The organism is Actinoplanes derwentensis, assembly GCF_900104725.1.
Lineage (GTDB): Bacteria > Actinomycetota > Actinomycetes > Mycobacteriales > Micromonosporaceae > Actinoplanes > Actinoplanes derwentensis.
Genome location: NZ_LT629758.1, coordinates 285,369 through 306,532, shown reverse-complemented (window position 1 = coordinate 306,532; position 21,164 = coordinate 285,369). Strand labels below are relative to the sequence as shown.

At 70.0% G+C, this 21,164-nt stretch carries 22 protein-coding genes; 13 read left to right on the top strand and 9 right to left on the bottom strand.

Annotated features, from left to right (window positions below):
* Nucleotides 1–63 precede the first annotated feature (63 nt).
* From BLU81_RS01350 to BLU81_RS01320, 7 genes are all read left to right on the top strand, one after another.
* Nucleotides 64–1,188 carry an ABC transporter substrate-binding protein gene (locus BLU81_RS01350; RefSeq protein WP_231953973.1) on the top strand — a complete coding sequence of 375 codons (1,125 nt, stop codon included), beginning with the start codon at nt 64–66 and terminating at the stop codon, nt 1,186–1,188.
* Entirely contained in the window at nt 1,181–2,077 is an 897-nt protein-coding gene (locus tag BLU81_RS01345) for an ABC transporter permease (RefSeq protein ID WP_231953971.1), read from the top strand. Before BLU81_RS01350 ends, BLU81_RS01345 begins: the two co-directional genes overlap by 8 nt.
* Nucleotides 2,065–2,829, top strand: a complete 765-nt coding sequence (locus BLU81_RS01340) for an ABC transporter permease (protein ID WP_231953964.1) — start codon at nt 2,065–2,067, stop codon at nt 2,827–2,829. Before BLU81_RS01345 ends, BLU81_RS01340 begins: the two co-directional genes overlap by 13 nt.
* Nucleotides 2,826–3,839 carry an ABC transporter ATP-binding protein gene (locus tag BLU81_RS01335; RefSeq protein WP_092540842.1) on the top strand — a complete coding sequence of 338 codons (1,014 nt, stop codon included), beginning with the start codon at nt 2,826–2,828 and terminating at the stop codon, nt 3,837–3,839. The genes BLU81_RS01340 and BLU81_RS01335 overlap by 4 nt, the downstream gene beginning before the upstream one ends.
* 97 nt (nt 3,840–3,936) lie before the next feature.
* Nucleotides 3,937–5,313, top strand: coding sequence for a cellulase family glycosylhydrolase (locus BLU81_RS01330; RefSeq protein ID WP_092540840.1), 1,377 nt, complete (start codon nt 3,937–3,939; stop codon nt 5,311–5,313).
* A 174-nt stretch (nt 5,314–5,487) separates the two neighbouring features.
* Nucleotides 5,488–5,856, top strand: a complete 369-nt coding sequence (locus BLU81_RS01325) for an ArsR/SmtB family transcription factor (RefSeq protein ID WP_092540838.1) — start codon at nt 5,488–5,490, stop codon at nt 5,854–5,856.
* Entirely contained in the window at nt 5,853–6,485 is a 633-nt protein-coding gene (locus tag BLU81_RS01320) for an SRPBCC family protein (RefSeq protein ID WP_092540836.1), read from the top strand. The genes BLU81_RS01325 and BLU81_RS01320 overlap by 4 nt, the downstream gene beginning before the upstream one ends.
* A gap of 12 nt (nt 6,486–6,497) precedes the next feature.
* Here the strand turns inward: BLU81_RS01320 and BLU81_RS01315 are convergent, their stop codons facing one another.
* Nucleotides 6,498–7,478, bottom strand: coding sequence for a sulfotransferase family protein (locus BLU81_RS01315; protein ID WP_092540834.1), 981 nt, complete (start codon nt 7,476–7,478; stop codon nt 6,498–6,500).
* Nucleotides 7,479–7,565: 87 nt separating this feature from the next.
* Between BLU81_RS01315 and BLU81_RS01310 the strand changes: the two genes are divergently transcribed.
* On the top strand, nt 7,566–7,904 hold the full coding sequence (locus BLU81_RS01310) for an MmcQ/YjbR family DNA-binding protein (protein WP_092540832.1): 339 nt from the start codon (nt 7,566–7,568) through the stop codon (nt 7,902–7,904).
* 7 nt (nt 7,905–7,911) lie between these two features.
* Here the strand turns inward: BLU81_RS01310 and BLU81_RS01305 are convergent, their stop codons facing one another.
* From BLU81_RS01305 to BLU81_RS01295, 3 genes are read right to left on the bottom strand one after another with little or no spacing between them, the layout of a single operon-like run.
* Entirely contained in the window at nt 7,912–8,709 is a 798-nt protein-coding gene (locus BLU81_RS01305) for an ABC transporter ATP-binding protein (protein WP_092540830.1), read from the bottom strand.
* A gap of 17 nt (nt 8,710–8,726) precedes the next feature.
* Nucleotides 8,727–9,746 (bottom strand): FecCD family ABC transporter permease, encoded by a 1,020-nt coding sequence (locus BLU81_RS01300; protein WP_092540828.1) that lies wholly within the window; start codon nt 9,744–9,746, stop codon nt 8,727–8,729.
* Nucleotides 9,743–10,702, bottom strand: coding sequence for a FecCD family ABC transporter permease (locus BLU81_RS01295; protein ID WP_373873259.1), 960 nt, complete (start codon nt 10,700–10,702; stop codon nt 9,743–9,745). The genes BLU81_RS01300 and BLU81_RS01295 overlap by 4 nt, the downstream gene beginning before the upstream one ends.
* Nucleotides 10,703–10,879: 177 nt before the next feature.
* On the opposite strand from BLU81_RS01295, the gene BLU81_RS01290 reads away from it, so the two are divergent.
* Nucleotides 10,880–11,914 (top strand): ABC transporter substrate-binding protein, encoded by a 1,035-nt coding sequence (locus BLU81_RS01290; protein WP_092556426.1) that lies wholly within the window; start codon nt 10,880–10,882, stop codon nt 11,912–11,914.
* A 112-nt stretch (nt 11,915–12,026) separates the two neighbouring features.
* A complete protein-coding gene (locus BLU81_RS01285) occupies nt 12,027–12,482 on the top strand; it encodes a hypothetical protein (RefSeq protein WP_092540826.1) in 456 nt (151 codons plus the stop codon).
* Nucleotides 12,483–12,617: 135 nt separating this feature from the next.
* Here the strand turns inward: BLU81_RS01285 and lhgO are convergent, their stop codons facing one another.
* The 5 genes from lhgO to BLU81_RS01260 are packed head-to-tail and all read right to left on the bottom strand — an operon-like array spanning nt 12,618 to nt 17,761.
* Nucleotides 12,618–13,814: an L-2-hydroxyglutarate oxidase gene (lhgO, locus tag BLU81_RS01280; protein WP_092540824.1), complete on the bottom strand. Its 1,197-nt coding sequence runs from the start codon at nt 13,812–13,814 to the stop codon at nt 12,618–12,620.
* A gap of 60 nt (nt 13,815–13,874) precedes the next feature.
* Complete coding sequence (locus BLU81_RS01275) at nt 13,875–15,254, bottom strand: HAMP domain-containing sensor histidine kinase (RefSeq protein WP_231953962.1); 1,380 nt, start codon at nt 15,252–15,254, stop codon at nt 13,875–13,877.
* Nucleotides 15,251–15,949, bottom strand: coding sequence for a response regulator transcription factor (locus BLU81_RS01270; RefSeq protein WP_092540822.1), 699 nt, complete (start codon nt 15,947–15,949; stop codon nt 15,251–15,253). The genes BLU81_RS01275 and BLU81_RS01270 overlap by 4 nt, the downstream gene beginning before the upstream one ends.
* Before the next feature lie 7 nt (nt 15,950–15,956).
* The gene (locus BLU81_RS01265; RefSeq protein ID WP_092540820.1) at nt 15,957–16,367 is read right to left on the bottom strand and encodes an FMN-binding protein; all 411 of its coding nucleotides are present in this window, start codon (nt 16,365–16,367) and stop codon (nt 15,957–15,959) included.
* A gap of 14 nt (nt 16,368–16,381) precedes the next feature.
* A complete protein-coding gene (locus BLU81_RS01260; RefSeq protein WP_092540818.1) occupies nt 16,382–17,761 on the bottom strand; it encodes a ferredoxin reductase family protein in 1,380 nt (459 codons plus the stop codon).
* Between the two features lie 177 nt (nt 17,762–17,938).
* On the opposite strand from BLU81_RS01260, the gene BLU81_RS01255 reads away from it, so the two are divergent.
* From BLU81_RS01255 to BLU81_RS01245, 3 genes are read left to right on the top strand one after another with little or no spacing between them, the layout of a single operon-like run.
* Nucleotides 17,939–18,529, top strand: a complete 591-nt coding sequence (locus BLU81_RS01255; RefSeq protein ID WP_231954729.1) for a DUF4956 domain-containing protein — start codon at nt 17,939–17,941, stop codon at nt 18,527–18,529.
* Complete coding sequence (locus BLU81_RS01250) at nt 18,526–19,293, top strand: polyphosphate polymerase domain-containing protein (RefSeq protein ID WP_092540814.1); 768 nt, start codon at nt 18,526–18,528, stop codon at nt 19,291–19,293. The genes BLU81_RS01255 and BLU81_RS01250 overlap by 4 nt, the downstream gene beginning before the upstream one ends.
* Nucleotides 19,293–21,098: a carbohydrate-binding domain-containing protein gene (locus tag BLU81_RS01245; RefSeq protein WP_092540812.1), complete on the top strand. Its 1,806-nt coding sequence runs from the start codon at nt 19,293–19,295 to the stop codon at nt 21,096–21,098. The genes BLU81_RS01250 and BLU81_RS01245 overlap by 1 nt, the downstream gene beginning before the upstream one ends.
* The last annotated feature ends 66 nt before the right edge of the window (nt 21,099–21,164 follow it).

Below are 21,164 nucleotides of genomic sequence, written 5' to 3'. Positions count from 1 at the left end.
TTCAGCACTTTCATGATCCACCCAGCGCGCACCGGTTGCGGTGCCGCAGAAGGAGGAACAACAGTGCGCACCACCCTCGCCCGGTCCGCGGCCGCGACCCTCACGGCCGTCGCCATGGTCGCCCTGAGCAGTGCCTGCTCTCCGCCGGAGAAGGAGTCGGAGGCCGCCACCAGTGGCGCGGCCACCGCGACCAGCGCCGCCGACCTGGGCGGTCTGGAGGCCCTGATCACCGCCGCCAAGGCGGAGGGTCAGCTCAACGTCATCGCCCTGCCGCCGACCTGGGCGAACTACGGCGAGATCATCAAGGCGTTCGGCACCAAGTACGGCATCAAGGTCGTCTCGGACCAGCCGGACGGGTCCAGCCAGGCCGAGATCAACGCCGCCGACCAGCACAAGGGACAGGACACCGCGCCCGACGTGTTCGACCTGTCCGCCGCGGTCGCGAGCGCCAACACGGCGAAGTTCGCGCCGTACAAGGTGGAGAAGTTCGGTGAGATCCCGGCCGAGCTCAAGGACGCGAACGGCACCTGGGTCAACGACTACGGCGGCTACATGTCGATCGGCTACGACAGCGCCAAGGTCCCGGCCCCGACCGGTGTCGCCGACCTGCTGAAGGCCGAGTACAAGGGCAAGGTCGCGCTCAACGGCGACCCGACCCAGGCCGGTGCCGCGTTCGGTGGGGTGCAGCTGGCGTCGCTGGCGAACGGCGGCACCGTCGACGACATCGCCAAGGGTGTCGAGTTCTTCGGCGACCTGAAGAAGGCCGGTAACTTCCTGCCCGTCGACCCGAGCTCGGCCACCATCCAGTCCGGGCAGACCCCGGTCGTCTTCGACTGGGACTACGTGAACGCCGCCGAGACGGCGAAGCTGCCGACCTGGAAGGTGCTCGTCCCGGCCGGCACCGTGCTCGGTTCCTACTACGTGCAGGCGATCAACGCCGACGCCCCGCACCCGGCCGCGGCCCGGCTGTGGCAGGAGTACCTCTACTCCGACGAGGGCCAGAACCTGTGGCTCAAAGGTGGCGCCCGCCCGGTCCGCGCCGACGCGATGGCGAAGGCCGGCACCATCGACGCGACCGCGTACGCCGCGCTGACCAAGGTGGAGGGCACGCTGGTGGTCCCGACCGAGGCGCAGAACACCAAGGCCAAGGAATACCTGAGCGCGAACTGGGCCAAGGCAATTGGCTGAGAGCGCACCCGCCGTTCCGCAGCGTGTGGCCCGCCGGCCGCGCCTGCGGGGCGGTGCCCTGCTGGGGACGGTGCCGTTCTTCGCCTACGTGGCGATCTTCCTGATCATTCCGACGCTGGTCGTGGTGATCGGCGCGTTCACCGGGGACGGCGGGCGCGGGTTCACTCTGGACAACGTCCGGGGTCTCGGGGACGAGTACATCGTCGCGGCGTTCGGGCGCAGCATCGCCCTGTCGGCGTCCAGTGCGGTGATGGGGGCGGTGTTCGGGGCGCTGCTGGCGTACGCACTGGTCACCGGTAAACCGAACGGCCTGCTCCGGCGGGTGGTCACCGCGGCGGCCGGGGTGCTGGCCCAGTTCGGCGGGGTCACGCTCGCGTTCGCGTTCCTGGCGACGATCGGGCTGTCCGGTTTCGTGACCGTCTGGCTGCAGGAACACGGGCTGGATCCGTACGCCAACGGGGTGTGGCTCTTCGAACTTCCGGGTCTGACCCTGGTCTACACCTACTTTCAGATCCCGCTCATGGTGATCGTCTTCCTGCCCGCGCTGGACGGCATCCGCCCGCAGTGGCGCGAGGCCGCGACCAGCCTCGGCGGCAGCACCTGGCACTACTGGACCCGGGTGGCCGGGCCGCTGCTGGCGCCGGCGTTCCTCGGTTCGGCGCTGCTGCTGTTCGCCAACGCCTTCTCCGCGTACGCCACCGCCGCCGCCCTGGTCAGCCAGGGCAGCCCGATCGTCCCGTTGCAGATTCGCGGTGCGCTGACCAGCGAGGTCGTCCTCGGTCAGGCGAACCTGGGCAAGGCGATGGCGCTCGGCATGGTGGTGGTCGTGGCCGTGGTGATGGCCCTGTACGCCCTGCTGCAGAGAAGGACGGCGAAGTGGCTCGGATAGCCTTCCGGTGGACCGTCCTGACCGTGATGGGCGTGTTCTTCCTGCTGCCGCTGGTGGCGATGGCCGAGTTCAGCGCCCGCGACCCGGAGACCTGGCCGCTGCTGCTGAACTGGCCGAGACTCAGCGCCGACTATCCGGCGCTGGCCGAGGGCATCCTCGCCTCGGTGGCGCAGGCGGCACTGACCACGATGCTGATGCTGGTGCTGCTGGTGCCGACGGCGATCTGGGTGCGGCTGCGGCTGCCCCGGCTGCGGCCGCTGGTGGAGTTCCTGTGCCTGCTGCCGCTGACGATCCCGGCGATCGTGCTGGTGGTCGGGCTGGCACCGGTGTACGCGTGGGTCAACTACTTCGTCGGCGGCTCGTCGATCACGCTGGTGTTCGCGTACACCGTGCTGGTCCTGCCGTACGCCTACCGCGCCATCGACACCGGCCTGTCCGCGATCGACGTGCAGACTTTGGCCGAGGCGGCCCGCGGCCTGGGCGCCGGCTGGTTCACCGTGATCGTGCGGGTGGTGCTGCCGAACATCCGGTCGGCCGTGCTGTCCGCCGCGTTCCTGACCGTGGCCCTGGTGCTCGGCGAGTTCACCATCGCCTCGCTGCTGCATCGCACCAATCTGCAGGTCGCCATCGACTACCTGGGCAAGAGCAGCGCCACCGTGTCGGTGGCGGTGTCCCTGGCGGCTCTGCTGTTCGCGTTCGTCCTGCTGATCGTGCTGTCCATCGCAGGTTCTCTGAAGGGAAAGAAGTCATGACCGGCGTCGCCGTTCATCTCGACGGGCTGCGCCGCACCTTCGGCACCGTGCACGCCCTGGACGATCTGGATCTGTCGATCTCCCCCGGCGAGCTGATCGCTCTGCTCGGGCCGTCCGGCTGCGGCAAGACCACGGCGCTGCGGATCCTCGCCGGCCTCGAAGAGGCGACCGCGGGCCGCGTGCTGGTCGACGGCAAGGACATCACCCGGCTACCCGCCAGCAAAAGGGACATGGGCATGGTGTTCCAGGCGTACAGCCTGTTCCCGCACCTGAACGCCCGGCAGAACGTGGAGTTCGGCCTGCGCCTGCGCCGCTCGTCCTTGAAGCGGGCCGTGGAGATGCTGGAGCTGGTCGGGCTGGGCGGCTTCGAGGATCGCTTCCCCAACCAGCTCTCCGGCGGCCAGCAGCAGCGGGTGGCGCTGGCCCGCGCGCTGGCCATCGAACCGCAGGTGCTGCTGCTGGACGAGCCGCTGTCGGCACTGGACGCGAAGGTCCGGGTGCAGCTGCGCGACGAGATCCGCCGGATCCAGACCGAGGTCGGCACCACCACCCTCTTCGTCACCCACGACCAGGAGGAGGCCCTCGCGATCGCCGACCGGGTCGGGGTGATGAAGGCCGGCAAGCTGGAGCAGCTGGCCTCACCGGCCGAGGTCTATCTGCGGCCGGCGACCCCGTTCGTGGCCGACTTCGTGGGCATCAGCAACCGCCTGCCGGGCACGGTCGCGGGCGACACGGTCGAGGTGCTCGGCACCCGGCTGCCGCTGGTCGGCACCCACGCCGACGGTGCGGTGACGGCGCTGATCCGGCCGGAGTCGGTCGGGGTGGCCCCGGATCCGGACTCCGCCGCCCGGGTGCTGACGACCAGTTTCCTGGGTTCGCTCAGCCGGGTCACGGTGTCCGTCGGCGATCATCTCGTGATCGCCCAGGTGCCGAGCGGAGATTTGCCGGAATTGACCCATGGCACGCCGGTACGCCTGACGATCGCGCCGTTGGCGGTGGTCGTCGAATAGACAGCGATTTACTCGGGCGTTACAGTCGGAGGCCCTGGGAGCGCTCCCAGGGCGGGTTTTCCCCGGCCCGCGATCATCCCCCCGAGGTGATGTCCCCGTGAAACGCCGAACCGGCACCATCCTAGCCACAGTGATAGCGGTGGTCGCCGCGTCCTCCGCCGCTCTCTTCGCACTCCCGGCGAGTGCGGAGACGGCGGCGTTCACCGTGCAGAGCTCATGGACCAACGGTTATCAGGGCCAGATCACGGTCAACAACGACCGGTCCACGGCGATCAGCACCTGGAAGGTCGACCTGACCCTGCCGGCCGGCACCACGGTCACCCAGGCCTGGAACGCCACGCTCGCGACCAGCGGCAGCACCTACACGTTCACCCCGGCCGGCTGGAACGCCGGCATCCCCGCGGGCGGCTCCACCAGCTTCGGCTTCATCGTCAGCGGCACCGGGCGGCCGACCGCGTGCCTGGTCAACGGCGTCTCCTGCACCGGGACCACCAACCCGTCGCCGTCACCCTCCTCGTCGTCGCCGGCTCCGAGCCCGTCCGCCTCCAACGACGGCACCCCGGTCGGGATCAACGGGCAGCTGAAGGTCTGCGGCACCAAGCTGTGCAACGAGAGCGGCCAGCCGGTCCAGCTCAAGGGCATGAGCACACACGGCCTCCAGTGGTTCCCCGCCTGCTACACCGACGCATCCCTGGACTGGCTGGCCGGCGACTGGAACGCCGACCTGCTCCGGATCTCGATGTACGTGCAGGAGCAGGGTTACGAGACCGACCCGGCCGGGTTCACCGCCCGGGTGAACGCCCTGGTCGACGAGGCCAGCGAGCGCGGCATGTACGCGCTGATCGACTTCCACATCCTCACTCCGGGCGACCCGGCGTTCAACCTGGAGCGGGCCAAGACGTTCTTCGCCCAGGTGTCGGCCCGGCACGCGAACAAGAAGAACGTGATCTACGAGATCGCCAACGAGCCGAACGGGGTGAGCTGGGCGCAGATCAAGAACTACGCCGACCAGGTCATCCCGGTGATCCGCGCGAACGACCCGGACGGTGTCGTGATCGTCGGCACCCGCGGCTGGTCGTCGCTCGGCGTCTCCGAGGGCGGCAACTCCGCGGAGATCGTCAGCAACCCGGTCAGCGCGGCCAACGTGATGTACGCCTTCCACTTCTACGCGGCGTCCCACAAGGACAACTACCGCGCCGAGGTGGAGCGGGCGGCGGCCTCGCTGCCACTGTTCGTGACCGAGTTCGGGACGGTCACCTACACCGGTGACGGCGCGGTCGACACGGCCAGCACCAACGCCTGGCTGGACCTGCTGGACCGGTTGAAGATCGGTTACGCCAACTGGACGTTCTCCGACGCGAGCGAGGGCAGCGCGGCACTCAAGCCGGGCACCTGCGCCGCCGGGGCGTTCAGTGGCACCAGCGTGCTCACCGAATCGGGCGCGCTGCTCCGCAACCGGCTCCGAGCCGGGTAACGGGGCGCTGCTCCGCCAACCCGGCGTGCTTCTTCGCCGCCCGGCCGCGTGCCGGTTGACGGAGGAGCACCGAGAAGCCGCCGGGCCCGCCTCCCTTCCACCGGGCGGGCCCGGCTCTCTCTCATTTTATTTTAAGTGAATACTTATATAAGACTATTCTGATAGGGTGCTGGAGTGCATGCGTTCGATGTTCTCGGAGATCCGGTTCGCCGCCGCATCCTCGAGCTGCTCGCCGAGGGCGAGCAGACCTCCGGCGCCGTCACCGCTGTCATCCGGGCGGAGTTCGGCATCACCCAGCCGGCCGTGTCCCAGCACCTGCGGGTGCTGCGCGACAACGGCTTCGCCACCGTGCGCCCCGACGGCGCCCGGCGCCTCTACGCGGTTGATCACACCGCGCTGCGGCAGGCCGACGAGTGGCTGGCCCCCTTCCGGAGGTTCTGGGCGCCGCACCTCGCCGCGATGTCCACCGAGGTGGCTCGCGGCAAGCGCCTCCGGCGACTCGCCGAGGGCGCCGGACCAGCCGAAACGAGGAACGCGGGATGATCGACGTCAAAGAGCAGATCAGTGGGGTACGCCGGACCATCGGCACCCGTGGCCTGGAAGCGGGTGAGGCGAGGGTGATGACGATCAGCCAAGTCCACGACACCGACCCCGCCGACCTGTGGGACGTGGTCACCGACCCGGAACGGATCAGCCGCTGGTTCCTGCCGGTCTCCGGTGACCTGCGGCTCGGTGGGCGGTACCAGTTCGAGGGCAACGCCGGCGGCACGATCACCGCCTGTGACAAGCCGCGCTCGATCGCCGCGACCTGGGAGTTCGGCGACCAGGTGAGCTGGGTCGAGGTGCGGATCGTCCCGGAGGGCGACCGGACCCGGTTCGAGCTGGAGCACGTGTCACACGTCGACGACGAGCACTGGGCGCAGTACGGACCGGGCGCCGTCGGCCTCGGCTGGGAGGGCGCGTTCTGGGGCCTGGCCAACCACCTGCATCACCCCGAGTCGTCGATCACCCCGGAACAGGCGATGGCGTGGTCGATGTCCGAGGACGGCATCACCTTCATGCGGCTCAGCGCCGACGCGTGGACCGAGGCGGACATCGCGTTCGGCACCGATCCGGAGACGGCACGCCGGCAGGCGGCGAACACGCTCAAGGCGTACACCGGCCAGGAGTGACCGCTTTCATCATCAGGTGAGGCGGGCCGGCAGGGCCGGCCCGCGTCGCCGGGCCAGCAACCGCCCTTTCACGTCCTCCGCGCGGTCCCGGGCCGGGCCGAGCCGGTCCCGCACGACCAGCCAGGTGCGGGCCGCCCGGACCCGGGTGGTCCGCCGGCCCGGAGTGGACAGCTGGTAGCCGAACCGGGTCAGCCGATCACCGAAGACCGCCTCGCAGTGGGCGACCTCCTCTTCGGTCAGGCGCTGCTGCCAGCTGCTGACCCGTTCGGTGGTCACCGCGGACCGGGTCAGCGAATGCCACGTCTTGTAGGCCGGCACCGCCACCGGGGCCAGTTCGGACGGCCGGGCCATCGCCGGGGCGTACTGCTCCCCCAGAAATTCGCAGATCGCCCGCAGCCGGGTCTCCGGGTCGGCGGTCAGATCCTCGTAGCGCACCTGGTGGAAGACGTCCGCCGGATAGGTGCGGGCGGCCCGCAGCGAGGCGTCCGCTGACCGCGCCCAGTAATCGATCAGCTCCCCGAAGTCGGCCGGCCGCCACGGCGTCTCCTTCAGTGACGCCACGCAGTCCCGCCCGTCGCGCATGATGTTGATGATCTGCGCGTCCGGGAAGAGCCGCAGGATGGCCGGCAGATTACGCAGGTAGGCGGGCCGCTTGTCGCCCCAGCGCGGCTTGCCGAACCGTCCGGCGTAGAGCTTGAAGACCGTGCCGAGCGCCGATCCGAGCGTGCCCGGTGCCGCCGCGACCGCGTCCACCACAGCGCTCTTGTCCAGGCCGAGATCCCCGAAATGTTGAGTGCTGGTGATCCACTCACCGAGGGCCCGGCGCTGGTCCGGATCGTCCAGGTCACCGAACTCGTGACGGCGGTAGAACGCCGGCAGCAGGAACCGGCTCTCCGGCGGCAGCGCGATCCGCGGGTGCGCGTGCAGCATCAGCTGAAGCATCGTGGTGCCCGAGCGCGGGCAGCCGACGACGAAGATCGGGCGGTCAGACATGCCCTAGACGGTAAAGGAATAATTGTCCATTTTGCAAAGAACGTGGCGGTACTTGCACGTTCGGTCCTCATCGCGTAGACACGGCAGGTGACCGGCGAAAAGCTGCTCCGTTACTGCCTCGCCAAACCCGGCGCCTGGCAGGACGAACCATGGGACGGCGACATCGTCGCCAAGGTCGGCCCGAAGATCTTCGCGTTCCTCGGCGACGGCACCACTGTGGGCGTCAAATGCGGCACCGGCCGCGACGACGCCGACGAGTGGCTGGCCCGCTACCCCGACGACGCATCGGTGAGCCCCTACATCGGCCGGCACGGCTGGAACAAGCTACGCCTGGCCGGAGCCATCCCCGACGACGAGATCCTGGAGGCGGTCGACGCCTCCTACGACACTGTTGTCGCCACCCTGCCCAAGAAGGACCGCCCCTGACCCACGGCTAGACCGCCGGAGTGCGGCGGCGGGCGGCCGGGACCACCAGTGGGGTGCCGGTCTCCGGGTCGTCGATCACCCGGCACGGCAGGCCGAAGACCTCCTCGACCAGGCTCGCGGTGAGGACCTCGGCCGGTTGCCCCGAGCCGACGACCCGGCCGGAGCGCATGGCGATCAGGTGGGTGGCGTACCGGGCGGCGTGGTTCAGGTCGTGCAGCACCGCGACGAGCGTGCGGCCCTGGCGTTCGTGCAGCTCGGCGCAGAGGTCGAGGACTTCGATCTGGTGCGCGATGTCCAGGTAGGTGGTCGGCTCGTCGAGCAGCAGCAACGGCGTCTGCTGGGCCAGGGCCATCGCCAGCCACACCCGCTGCCGCTGGCCGCCGGACAGTTCGTCGACGATCCGGTCGGCCAGGTCGGCGACTCCGGTGGCCTCCATCGACTCGGTGACGACCTGTTCGTCCTCGGTCGACCAGCGCCGCAGCAGGCTCTGGTGCGGGTAGCGGCCGCGGGCCACCAGTTCGGCCACGGTGATGCCGTCCGGGGCGGTCGACGACTGCGGGAGGAGGCCGAGCGTCTTGGCGACCGTACGAGTCGGCTGGGAATGAACGTCCTTCCCGTCCAGGAACACGGTGCCGGCTGTCGGCTTCAGCAGCCGGGACAGGGCCCGCAGCAGGGTGGACTTGCCGCACGCGTTCGGCCCGATGATCACCGTGAACGAGCCGTCCGGGATCTCGACACTCAGGTCCTCGGCGATGACCCGCTTGTCGTAGGCGAGTGTCATCCCGCTGCCGCTGAGCCTCATCATTTCTCCTGTCACGTCGTTCAGATCCGTCCGGCCTTGCGTTCGGTGGTCAGCAGCCAGACCAGGTAGCCACCGCCGACCAGGCCGGTGACCACACCCACCGGCAGGGCCCGGTCCTCGAGGAGGTGCTGGGCGATGAAGTCGGCGCCGGTCAGCAGCAGGGCACCGACCACGATCGACGGCACCAGGTTCGGGCCGGGCGCCTTGGTGAGCCGTTTCGCCAGGTGCGGGGCGATCAATGCGACGAAGTTAACCGGACCGGCGCTGGCCGCGGCGAACGACACCAGCAGCGCCGCGGACAGCAACGCCCCGTTGCGCAGCAGCGGCACCGGGACACCCAGCGCGGCCGCCGAGTCGTCACCCATCTCCAGGATCCGCAGTCCCGGCCCGCACGCCAGCAACAGCACCGGCAACACCAGGACCAGGACGATCGCCATCGGTACGGCCTGATCCCAGTCCCGCCCGTCGAGGCTGCCGGTGAGCCAGAGCAGCGCCCGCGCGTTCTCCATCTGCACCCCACGGGTCAGCAGATAGCCGCTGACGCCGGTGAGGATCGCGGCCATCCCGATGCCGACCAGGATGAACCGGAAACCGTGCAGCGCCCGCCCGGCGATCAACTGGATCAGCAGGGTGGCGGCCAGACCACCGAGCACGGCGGCGACCGACAGCTGGGTGCTGGTGCCGCCGAGGATGACCACGGTCAGCGCCGCGGTGCTCGCGCCGTTCGTCACGCCCAGCATGTCCGGGCTGCCGAGCGGGTTGCGCACCAGCGACTGGAAGACCGCGCCGGACGCGGCCAGGGCGGCACCGACCAGGATCGCGGTGATCAGCCGGGGCAGCCGCAGTTCGTTGATGATGAACTCGTGCGCCGGTTCACCCTCGCCGAACAGGGTGGTCACCACGTCGGCCGGGGCGATCTCGAAATCGCCGGTGCCGAGGGTGAACACGCTCACCACGAAGGTGGCGATCACGGCGCCGGCCCCGACGACCACGGCCCGGGGTCGTACGCCGACCTTCTTCTTGATCGTCATGGTGGTCATTTCGCGGCTCGCACCAGGTAGAGGAACAGGGGACCACCGAGGACCGCGGTGACCGTGCCGACCTGCAACTCGCCCGGACTGCCCAGGACCCGGCCGAGCACGTCCGCGGCGAGCAGCAGCACCGGCGCCAGGATCGCGGTGTACGGCAGCAGCCAGCGCAGATCCGGGCCGGTGAACGGGCGCACCATGTGCGGGATCAGCAGGCCGATGAAGACGATCGGGCCGCAGGCCGCGGTGGCGCCGCCACAGAGCAGGGTGACCGCCACGATCACCGCGCCGCGGATCACCGACGGGCGGGCGCCCAGAGCGCGGGCCGCGTCGTCACCGAGCGACAGCGCGTTCAGCGGCCGGGCCACCAGCAGACCGGCGAGCAGGCCACCGGCGAAGAACGGCAGCAGCCGCTGCACGGTGGCGAAGTCGGCGCTGGCCAGCGAACCGGCCGTCCAGAACTTGACCTTCTCGATGGCCTGGCTGTCGGACAGCAGGATGGCGGACACATAGGAGTACAGGGTCGCGTTCAGTGCGGCGCCGGCCAGGGCGAGCCGGGCCGGAGTGGCCGAGCGGCCACCGCCGACGGCGTAGACCAGAGCGGTGACGACCGCGGCGCCGGCCAGGGCGAACCACACGTAGCCGTAGAAGGTGCCGACTCCGAAGAAGACGGCGGCGCTGGCCACCCCGGCCGCGGCTCCGGCGTTGATGCCGAGCAGGCCGGGATCGGCGAGCGGGTTGCGGGTCAGGGCCTGCATGATGGCGCCGGCCAGGCCGAGCGCCATGCCGACCATCAGACCGAGGAGGGTACGGGGGAGCCGCATCTCGTGGACGATCCGGTAGGACGGTGACGCCGGATCCCACAGCCCGGCCCACACGTCGCCCGGGGACAGGAAGCGGGCGCCGAAGCCGATGCTCAGGCCGGCCACCGCGGCGAGTGCGGCGAGTGCCACGACAAGTCCGAACAGGCGCGTGGAAGAACGCCGGCGTTGGTGTGACCCCTGTTGGGCAGGGGCGTCGATGGTGGACAGCGTGGTTCTCCCGTCCCGGTGTGCTAGATGGTGTTGACGCGCGATCGGCTCGTTAGGTTAGCCTAACCATCGCACGCGGTCACCGGACCGGTCGTACCCCAGAAAGACTTGATGATGAAGTTCTCGCAGGTTTCTTTGTCCCGTCGTGGCCTGCTGGCCGCGGGTGGCGCCGTCGGTGCCGGCGCCCTTCTCGCCGCCTGTGGTGGCGAGTCGGCGGAGAGTGGGTCCCCGGCCGCCTCCACCGCCGCGGCCGGCCCGTGGAAGTTCACCGACGACCAGCCCAAGGACCTCACCGCCGACAGCACCCCGAAGAAGATCGTCGCCTTCACCGGCACCGCCGCCGCCCTGGTCGACCTGGGCCTGCAGGACTCGATCGTCGGCGTCTTCGGCGAGACCAAGAAGGCCGACGGCACCGCCGAGACCCAGGCCGGTTCGCTGGACATCAGCAAGGTCGAGATCATCGGCAACGCGTGGGGCGAGTTCTCGGTCGAGAAGTACGCCGCTCTCGCCCCCGAACTGCTGGTCACCCACATGTTCGACGCGGGCGCCTACTGGTACCTCCCGGACGAGAGCAAGGACCAGATCCTCAAGCTCGCCCCGACCGCCACCATCACCGTCGGCCGGGTCCCGCTGAACAAGCCGATCGAGCGGTACGCCGAGCTGGCCGCCTCCCTGGGCGCCGACCTCAACTCCGCCAAGGTGGTCGCTGACAAGGCCCGCTTCGAGAAGGCCGCCGCCGACCTGTCCGAGGCCGCCAAGGCGTCCGGCGGCATCAAGGTCCTGGCCGGTTCCGGCGCCGCCGACATCTTCTACGTGTCGAACCCCAAGGTGTCGTCCGACATCATGTACTTCAAGGAACTCGGCGTCGACATCATCGTCCCGGAGAAGACCGACGGCGGCGACTACTACGAGTCGCTGAGCTGGGAGAACGCCGACAAGTACCACGCCGACATCATCTTCCTGGACGCCCGCACCGGCACCCTGCAGCCCAACGACCTGGCGTCCAAGCCCGGCTGGAGTGCCCTGCCCGCCGTCAAGGCCAACCAGGTCTTCCCGTGGCAGGCCGTCCCGATCTACTCGTGGGCCGGCTCCGCCCCGCTGATCGAGGCCCTGACCGCCGCCATCAAGAAGTCCAAGAAACTCGCCTGATCTACCGAATCCGGTCCTGGATCCCGGCACCGAGCTACTCGGTGCCGGGATCCAGGACCGGCGGCACCCGCGTGCCGTCGGCGGGCGTGACACGGTCCGGCACGATGAGCGCATGTCGTCGCGTACCTATCGACACCTGCCGTGGCTGGGCTGGTGCTTCGTCGTCCTGTCGATGCTCGCCGGGGGTGCGGTCGCGGTCGTGCTCCCGGCGGTCCGGGAACCGGCTGCCGACACGGTGTCGAAGGCGGTCTTCGGCCTGTTCCTGATCGCCGTGTGCGCGCTGTTCCCGGTCGGGTGTTTCCGGATGCGTACGGTGATCGACGACGAGGCGGTCACCCAATACTGGATCACCCGGAGCTTCCGGGTCCCGCTCGGCGAGATCACCGGCGCGGAACTCTCCGACGGCGGGCACCGCTGGTTCCTGCGGGTGTTCCGGGGCGAGGAGACCTACGAGATCATCCCGTGCATGGTGGTCTTCCGGCCTGGTGGTCTCGTCTTCCCGCGACCGCCGCGGGTCCTGGCCGAGGTAGACGCGGATCTCACCGCCCGGCTCGGCAGCCGCCGGTGAGATCCGGTGGCACGGCGGTCGATGCCGAAATGTTCGTGGTACGCCGTGGGCGGGATCTCGTCGTTCAGGAGGCTCTCGGCGCGGTTCCCCGGACGGCTGCCGTCGCCGCATCCGTCGAGCATCAGGACAGCCGCGTCACGGGAGGTCGATGCGGTCCACCAAGTGTTCAGCGATGGCCAGGGACGAGGTGGCCGCCGGGGACGGGGCGTTGCGGACCGCGGTGATCGGGCCCAGGCGGTGGATGCGGAAGTCGTCGACCAGGGCGCCGTCGCGGTCCAGGGCCTGGGCGCGGACGCCGGCTCCGGCGCGGTCCACGTCGGCGGCGCCGATGGCCGGGACATAGCACATCGCCTCGGCCATGTAGCGGCTCTTCGACAGCGAACCGCGGACCTCCTTGACACCGGTCCGCCAGTGCCGCCGGGCCATCCGCCACGTGCCGGGCCAGGCGGCGATGCCGGCCAGGTCGCGGATCGACAGGTCGGCGCGGGTGTAGCCCTCGCGCGCGGTGGCCAGGACCGCGTTCGGGCCGACCTCGACGACGCCGGTCACGCGGCGGGTGAAGTGCACGCCGAGGAACGGGTACCGCGGGTCCGGCACCGGGTAGATCATGCCTCGGACCAGGTCCGCTTTGTCCGGGCGGACCCGCATGTACTCGCCCCGGAACGGGATGATCCGCGGTTCGGCGGTGTCCCCGGCCAGGGTGGCTACCCGGTCGCTGTGGATGCCGGCGCAGATGATCAGCCGGTCGGCGGTGACGTCCTGCTCGCCCGCGACGATCCGGATCCGGCCGGTCTCCCGGCGGATCGCGCGGACCGGGAAGTCGTAGTGGACCTCGCCGCCGGCCGCGCGGATGTCGGCGGCGAACGCCGCCGCGACCGCCGGGAAGTCGGTGATCGCGGTCTCCGGCGAATGCAGCGCGGCGAGGCCCGCCGCGTGCGGTTCGATCTCGCGGATGCCGGCCGGATCAACCCGGGACAGCCCTGGTACGCCGTTCTCCCGCGCCCGTTTCTCCAGGTAGTCGAGGCGCCCGAGTTCGTCCGCGCGGACCGCGACGACCAGCTTGCCGCACTCGTCGTAGGCGATGCCCCGCTCGGCGCAGTAGTCCCGCAGCAGCAGCCGGCCGCGGGTGCACAGTTCCGCTTTCAGGCTGCCCGGCGGGTAGTAGATGCCGGCGTGCACCACCCCGGAGTTGTGGCCGGTCTGGTGCATGGCCGGGCCGGATTCCTTCTCCACGACCACCACCCGGGTGCCCGGCCGTCGCCGGGTGATCTCCCGCCCGATGGCCAGGCCGACGATGCCGGCCCCGATGATCCCGACGGTCTCGTCCGCCACGTGTGCCCCCAGTGTCCATTCCGGATTCCGCTGACACCTCAGCACTTCGGGACGTTCACATCAAGTGGCGAAGACCCGGCTCAGGGTGACCGTCATGATCGTGCCGTGTGGTTCGTTGGGGCCGGCTTTGACCGCGCCGCCGTGCTGGGCCGCGGTCTGCGCGACGATCGCCAGGCCCAGGCCGGAACCGGGCATGGCCCGGGCGTCGGGTGCCCGGTAGAAGCGGTTGAAGACGTGCGGCAGGTCCTCCTCGGCGATCCCCGGGCCGTTGTCGGCGACGGTCAGCACCCCGTCGCGCAGCCTGGTGACCACGGTGCCGCCGGGTGGGCTCCACTTGGCGGCGTTGTCCAGGACGTTCACCGCCATCCGTTCCAGTTCGCCGGGGCGGCCCAGCACGGTCACCGGTTCCAGGTCGGTGTCGAAGACGATCCCCGGCACGCGGATCCGCACCCGGCCGATCGCGGCCGTCACCACTTCGGCGAGGTCGACCTGCTCGATCGTCTCCCGGCTGGTCTCCTCGCGGGACAGCTCGACCAGTTCGGTGGTTAGGGTGGCCAGTTCGCGGACCTGGGCGTCCAGGTCGTGCAGCAGTTTGACCTTCTCCTCCGGGGGCAGCCGGTGCGCCAGTTCGGGCCGGCTCTCGACCTTCAGCAGCAGCTCGACGTTGGTGCGGATGCTGGTCAGCGGGGTGCGCAGTTCGTGCCCGGCGTCCTCGACGAGGGCCCGCTGGGCCCGCCGGGAGGCGTCGATCGCGGTCAGCATGGCGTTGACCGAACGGCCCAGCCGGGCGATCTCGTCCTCGCCGCTGACCTCGATCGGCCGGGTCAGGTCCATGGTCACGGCCACGTCCTCGACGGCCTCGGTCAGGTGGTCGACCGGGGCCAGGCCGGCGCGGGCGACGGTCCGGCCGAGCAGGGCGGCCCCGGCGATCCCGGCCGCGCATCCGGCTGCGAGCAGTGCCGCGAACAGGGCGAGGACCCGCTTGTCGGGGTTGGGGTCGACACCCACCTGGACCGCGCCGCCGCCGTCGATCGGCACCGTGAGCATCAGGTATTCGCCGGGGCCGAGGGCCACCTTCTCCTGCACTTCGGTGTGCCCGGTGGTGGCGATCGAAACCGCCGCGGCGGAGACCGGCAGCCGGGTGGCGGACCCGCCGACCACGGTGCCGCTCGGGTCGAGGATCTGCCAGCAGGGGCCGATCTCGCGGTCGCCGGGGCTGGGCCGGGTGCCCTGCGACTGCAGCCACTGCCACGGGTTCTCGGCGATGGTGCGGGCGTCGGCCAGCAACCCGGCGTCGATCTTGCGCTGCTGGATCTGTGCCACCAGGAACCAGGCCCCGGCCGACACCAGCAGCACGGCCGCCGCCACCGCACCGGTCACCAGCAGCGACAGCCGATCATGCAGCGTCCGGCTGTTCCACCAGGCTTTCACAGCTTTCACAAGGGCTCCTCGCGCAGCACGAACCCGACACCCCGCACAGTGTGCAGCAACCGGGTCTCCCCTTCGGCCTCCAGCTTGCGCCGCAGGTAGCCGAGGTAGACGTGCAGGCTGTTCGACTGCTCGCCGAAGTCGTAACCCCAGACCTGTTCGAACAGGGCGGTCCGGGACAGCACCTGCCGGGGATGACGCAGGAACGCCTCCAGGATGCCGAACTCGGTACGGGTCAGTTTGAGCGTCCGCGAGCCTCGCCACACCTCACGGGTGCCGGGGTTCATCCGTACGTCAGCGAAGGTCAAAAGCTCTTGATCCTCGAGGACCGCGGGCGGCGTGGCGAGCTGGGAGCGGCGCAGCAGCGCACGGATCCGGGCCAGCAGCTCCTGCAGCGCGAACGGTTTCACCAGGTAGTCGTCGGCGCCGGCGTCGAGCCCGGCCACCCGGTCCCCCACGCTGTCGCGGGCGGTGAGCATCAGCACCGGCAGCACCACACCGTCGGAGCGCAACCGCCGGCACGTCTCCAGGCCGTCCATCCGGGGCATGCTCACGTCGAGGATGACCGCGTCCGGTTCGCCGGCCCGCACCACGTCGAGGGCGTCCCGGCCGTCACCGGCCGTGTCCACCTGATACCCCTCGAACCGCAGGGTGCGCGCCAGCGAGTCACGCACGGCCGCGTCGTCCTCCACCACCAGGATCCGCATGGACCCATTAAAGCTGGGCTGCATCGATCGCCGACTGGAGTGACTGCCGGTAACCACCGCTGGTGTAGGTGGCGCCGGACACCGAGTCGATCTCCGCACTCTGGGCCGCGAGGGTCTCTTCGACCAGGACCGGGATGGCGCTGCCGCTGATCTCGTCGTGTTTCTGGCTGCCACTGGGGTAGACCGGCACACTGACCGCGGTGATCTTGCCGTCCGCGACGGTGATCACCACCTGGACGTCGCCCTCCTGGGTCTGCACGGTGTCACCGGTGTAGGTCTCGCCGTCCGCCGTCGTGCTCTCGGCGGGCGCGACCGCCACGGTCTCGGTCGTGGTGCTCTGTCCGGTGCTGGTGCGGTAGCTGAAGAGCAGCACCAGCCCGACGACGGTGGAGAGCATCCACAGGATGATGCGGGGCATGTCGGAGATCTCCCTTACCAGGCGAACAGTTCGGTGTGGACACGGTCCGGGCGGGCGCCGGCCTCGATCGCCGCGGCGCGGGCCGCGCCGGCCCACTCCTCCGGCCCGCAGATGAAGACCTGGGAGGCGGCGATCTGAGGCGCCACCTGCCGCAGGGCGTCCGCGTCGCTGTTGGCGGACAGCGCGGAGGGCAACCAGCTGGTACGCCGGGCGCGCGGCCCGGTCAGCGGCACCACCCGCACGCCGCGCCGGGACGCGTACCACTCCAGTTCGCGGTGGAACGCCAGTTCACCCTCGTTGCGGGCCCGGTAGACCAGGGTGGCCTCGCCGTCAGGGAAGGGCAGTTCGCCGAGCAGTGACATCAGCGGGGTGATGCCGACGCCGCAGGCCATCAGCACGACCGGTTCACCGGCGTAGTCCTCGCCGGTCAGTTTTCCGTACGGCCCCTCGATCAGCACCCGGGTGCCCGGCTTCAGCGTGGCCATCCGGGAGCTGCCGTCGCCCTGGTTCTTCACGGTGATCCGCAGCATGTCGCCGCCGGGGGTGGAGGAGAGCGAGAACGGGTTCGACCGGCTCCAGCCCTTGCCGTCCAGGAACCGCCAGTGGAAGAACTGACCGGCCCGGACCGGCAGTTCGGCGAGCCGTTCCCCGGACAGGTGGACCGAGGTCAGTCCCGGCGCCTCGGCGACGACGTGACTCACGGTCAGGCGGTGCTTGCGGTTGCGGGCAAGCGGCAACCCGATGCGGTACGCGAGGACGGCGCCGGCCGCGGCCAGGTACAGGGTCCACCAGTAGGCGCGGGCCCACGCGGTGCCGGTGAAGTCCTCACCGGCCCAGATCTGGTGCGGGAGCGCCAGCCCGACGCCCAGGTAGGCGTAGAGGTGCAGCAGGTGCCACGACTCGTACCGCAGCCGGCGCCGGGCCGCCCGGATCGAGGTGACCACAACCGTCAGCAGCGCCACGGTGCCGGCCGCCGCGAGCAGCATGCCGGGGTAGTTCAGGATCAGGTTCCACAGTTCGGTGAGCACGTTGCCGCCGGACGCGTAACCGACGGTGATCGTCACGATGTGGGCCATCATCAGCCAGAACGACGAGAAGCCGGTCCACCGGTGCCAGCGGGCCAGCCGGTCCTGCCCGAAGGCGCGCTCGACGAGCGGGATCCGGGCCATCAGCAGCACCTGGATCAGCAGCAGGTCGGAGGCGTAGAGACCGGTCAGCCGGCCAACCGCGGTGATCGCGTCGCCGCTGGTCAGATCGGTGATCCCGCCGTTGCTCACCCACAGGGCGGTGACGATCAGCAGGCTCAGTCCGGCGGCGGTCACGCCGGCTCCGGGCCACCACGAGGGCGTGGCGCGGAGCCGTCGATGGACGTCGGGCACGGCGGTAGCGGTCATGGTGGCCAACCCTGACGACCTCTTCTAAGACCTCCGACGGCAGTTTCTAAGGGTTACCTAAGAACACTTTCCGAACCTCTGATCCGCTCCATAGAAGGCTCACAGGATGCCGACAGGCAGATCCGGCGAAATGGAAACACCTGATGAACACCACCTGAAGGAAGCCCCCAAGTGACCATGTTGCTCGCCGTAGCCGCGGATCTCGTCGCGATCCTCGTTCTGACCTTCGGTGTCTATTTTCCGCGGCACCGCCGGCGGGACCTGGTCACCGCCTTCCTGGGCGTGAACATCGGCGTTCTCGCGGTCTCCATCGTCCTCGGCAACACCGCCGTCGGCGCCGGGCTCGGACTGGGCCTCTTCGGCGTCCTGTCGATCATCCGGCTCCGGTCCGACGAGATCAGCCAGCACGAGATCGCGTACTACTTCGCCGCCCTCGCCCTGGGCCTGATCGCCGGTCTCGGTGACGTGATGGACGTGCTGCACCTCGGCCTGATGGCTCTGGTGATCGCGGCCCTCTGGCTCGGTGACCACCCGGCGCTGTTCCGCCGGCACCGCAACCAGCTGGTCCGGCTGGACGTCGCCTACACCGACGAGGCCGCGCTCAAGACGCACCTGGAGACGATGCTCGGCGGCCAGGTGACGACCATGGTGATCAAGCAGGTCGACATGGTGAACGACAGCACCCTGGTCGAGGTCCGCTGGATCGCCGCGGCGTCGCGGATCCGCACCGAGCTGGGCCCGCAGATGGAGCGGGTGAACGCCCGATGAGCGTCACCGTCGAGGTCCCGCACTTCCACCGGTTCGCCCCGGTCTCGCTGGCGGAACTGGTCGGTGAGGCCGCCCTGCTGACCCGACTGGACCGCAAGTACCTGCTGCCCGCCGACGCGCTGCCGGCTGTGCTCGACCGGATGCCGTACGACGTGCGGGCCCTGCAGATCGACCAGCAGCGCACCTTCGGGTACCGCTCGATCTACTTCGACACGGCCGGGCTCGACGCCTTCCACGCCGCGGCCTACCAGCGGCGGCGCCGGTTCAAGGTCCGGGTCCGCACCTATCTGGACAGCGGGCTGAATTTCGTCGAGGTGAAGACCCGCGGCGGGCGGGGCCAGACCGTGAAGGAGCGGATCCCGTACGCCGGGAACGGTGCCGACCTGGGCCATGAGGGCCGGGCCTACACCGCCGAGACACTGGCCGGCGCCGGGATCAGCCCGGAGGGACTCGATTTCCAGCCGGTGATGGCGACCTACTACCGCCGCAACACGCTCTTCGTCCCGTCCACCGGCAGCCGGGTCACCATCGACACCGGCCTGACCTGGCAACTCCCGGACGGTTCGACCACCCACATGCCGCACTCGGTGATCATCGAGACCAAGTCGGCGCGAGCCGCCTCGGACGTCGACCGGCTGCTCTGGTCGCTCGGGCACCGGCCCTGCTCGATCTCGAAGTACGCGACCGGGCTCGCCGCGCTGCGTCCCGAACTCCCCGCCAACCGCTGGCGTCCCGTCCTCCGCAACTTCATGAAAGGGTTCTGATGAGACTCCGCAATAAGGTCATCGCCGCCGTCAGCTCCCTGGTCCTGGCCGCCGCCATGCTGGCCGGCTGCTCCTCGTCGGAGAGTTCCACCTCGGCGACCGAGGTCGCGGTCACCACGACCGTGGACGCCTCCACCGTCGACGGCACCCAGAACGCCGCTACCGTTCTGGCTGCCGACAAAGAGGTGCACAGCGCCGGCAGTGACGAGGCCGGCACCACCGGCACGATCACCCTGACCGGCAGTTCGGCCACCTCCAGCGCCGACGGTGTGACGGTCGACGGGAACACGGTCACCATCACCGCGGCCGGCACCTACACGGTCAGTGGTGAGCTGGCCGGGCAGATCGTGGTGAACGCCCCGGACGCCACCGTCACCCTGATCCTCGACGGCGCCTCGATCACCAGCTCGGACAGTGCCGCGATCGCCGCCACCGAGGTCAAGGAGCTGGTCGTCCAGCTCGCCGCGGGCAGCACCAACACCCTTGCCGACACCTCCTCGTACGCCGCGGACGCGGACGTCAACGCGGCCCTGTTCAGTGCCGGTGACCTGACGGTCGACGGCGACGGGAAGCTGACCGTCACCGGTAACGGCAACGACGCGATCGCCGCCAAGGACGGCCTGCTCGTCGAGGCCGGCACGGTCACCGTGACCGCGAAGGACGACGGCATCCGCGGCAAGGACTACGTCGTGGTCACCGGTGGCACGATCACCGTGACCGCCGGCGGCGACGGCATCAAGGCCGACAACGACGAGGACGCCGAGCGCGGGTACGTGTCGGTGTCCGGCGGCACGATCGCGGTGACCAGCACCGGTGACGGGGTCGATGCGACCACCGACATCGTGGTCACCGGCGGCACGATCACTGTCGCCTCCGGCGGCGGGCACTCGGTGCAGCCTTCCGACGACGTCTCCGCGAAGGGCCTGAAGTCCGGGGTGATCACCGTCCTGGAGGGTGGCACGGTCTCGGTCGACTCCGCCGACGACGCGGTGCACAGTGACGGCGCGGTGCACTTCAACGGTGCGAAGGTGACCTCGGCCAGCGGCGACGACGGTGTGCACGCCGAGGGCCAGCTGATCGTCGACGCCGGTTCGGTCACCGTGACCTCGGCCGTCGAGGGTGTCGAGGCGGCAGCCATCGTGATCAACGACGGCACGGTCGAGGTGACCTCCAGTGACGACGGCCTGAACGCGGCCGGCGGCACCACCTCGGCGGAGACCACCGACCAGGGTGGCGGCTTCGGGGGCGGCCCCGGCGGCGGCGAGGAGGTCGGCGACTTCTCGGTCACCGTCAACGGCGGTTCCCTGGTGATCAACTCGGACGGCGACGGTCTGGACTCCAACGGCACCGCGTCGATCACCGGCGGCACCGTGGTCGTCAACGGCCCGGAGGGCAACGGCAACGGCGCTCTGGACGTCAACGGCACCTTCACGATCAGCGGCGGCACACTGCTGGCGGCGGGCAGTTCCGGCATGGTCGTCACCCCGGCCACCGAGTCGGAGCAGGCCTGGATCTCGTCCACCATGGACAGCGCGATCGCGGCCGGCACCACGGTTCAGATCACCGACAGTTCCGGTACGGTCGTCGGGACCTTCGTGACCAGCAAGTCCGTGCAGAACATCACCTATTCCTCCGCGGCGATCAAGTCCGGCGAGGAGTACACGATCAGCACCGGCGGCACCGCCACCGGCAGCAGCACCGGCGGACTGGCCGAGTCCGGCACGCTCGGTTCGGCCACCAAGGTCGCCACGGTGACCGCGGGAACGGCTCCGGCCGGTGGCGGGCGGGGCCGCGGCGGGCGATGACCTGACCCCTCCCCCGAGGTGGCGCCCCTGGAACCGGTCTACCGGTCCGGGGGCGCTACCTATTGT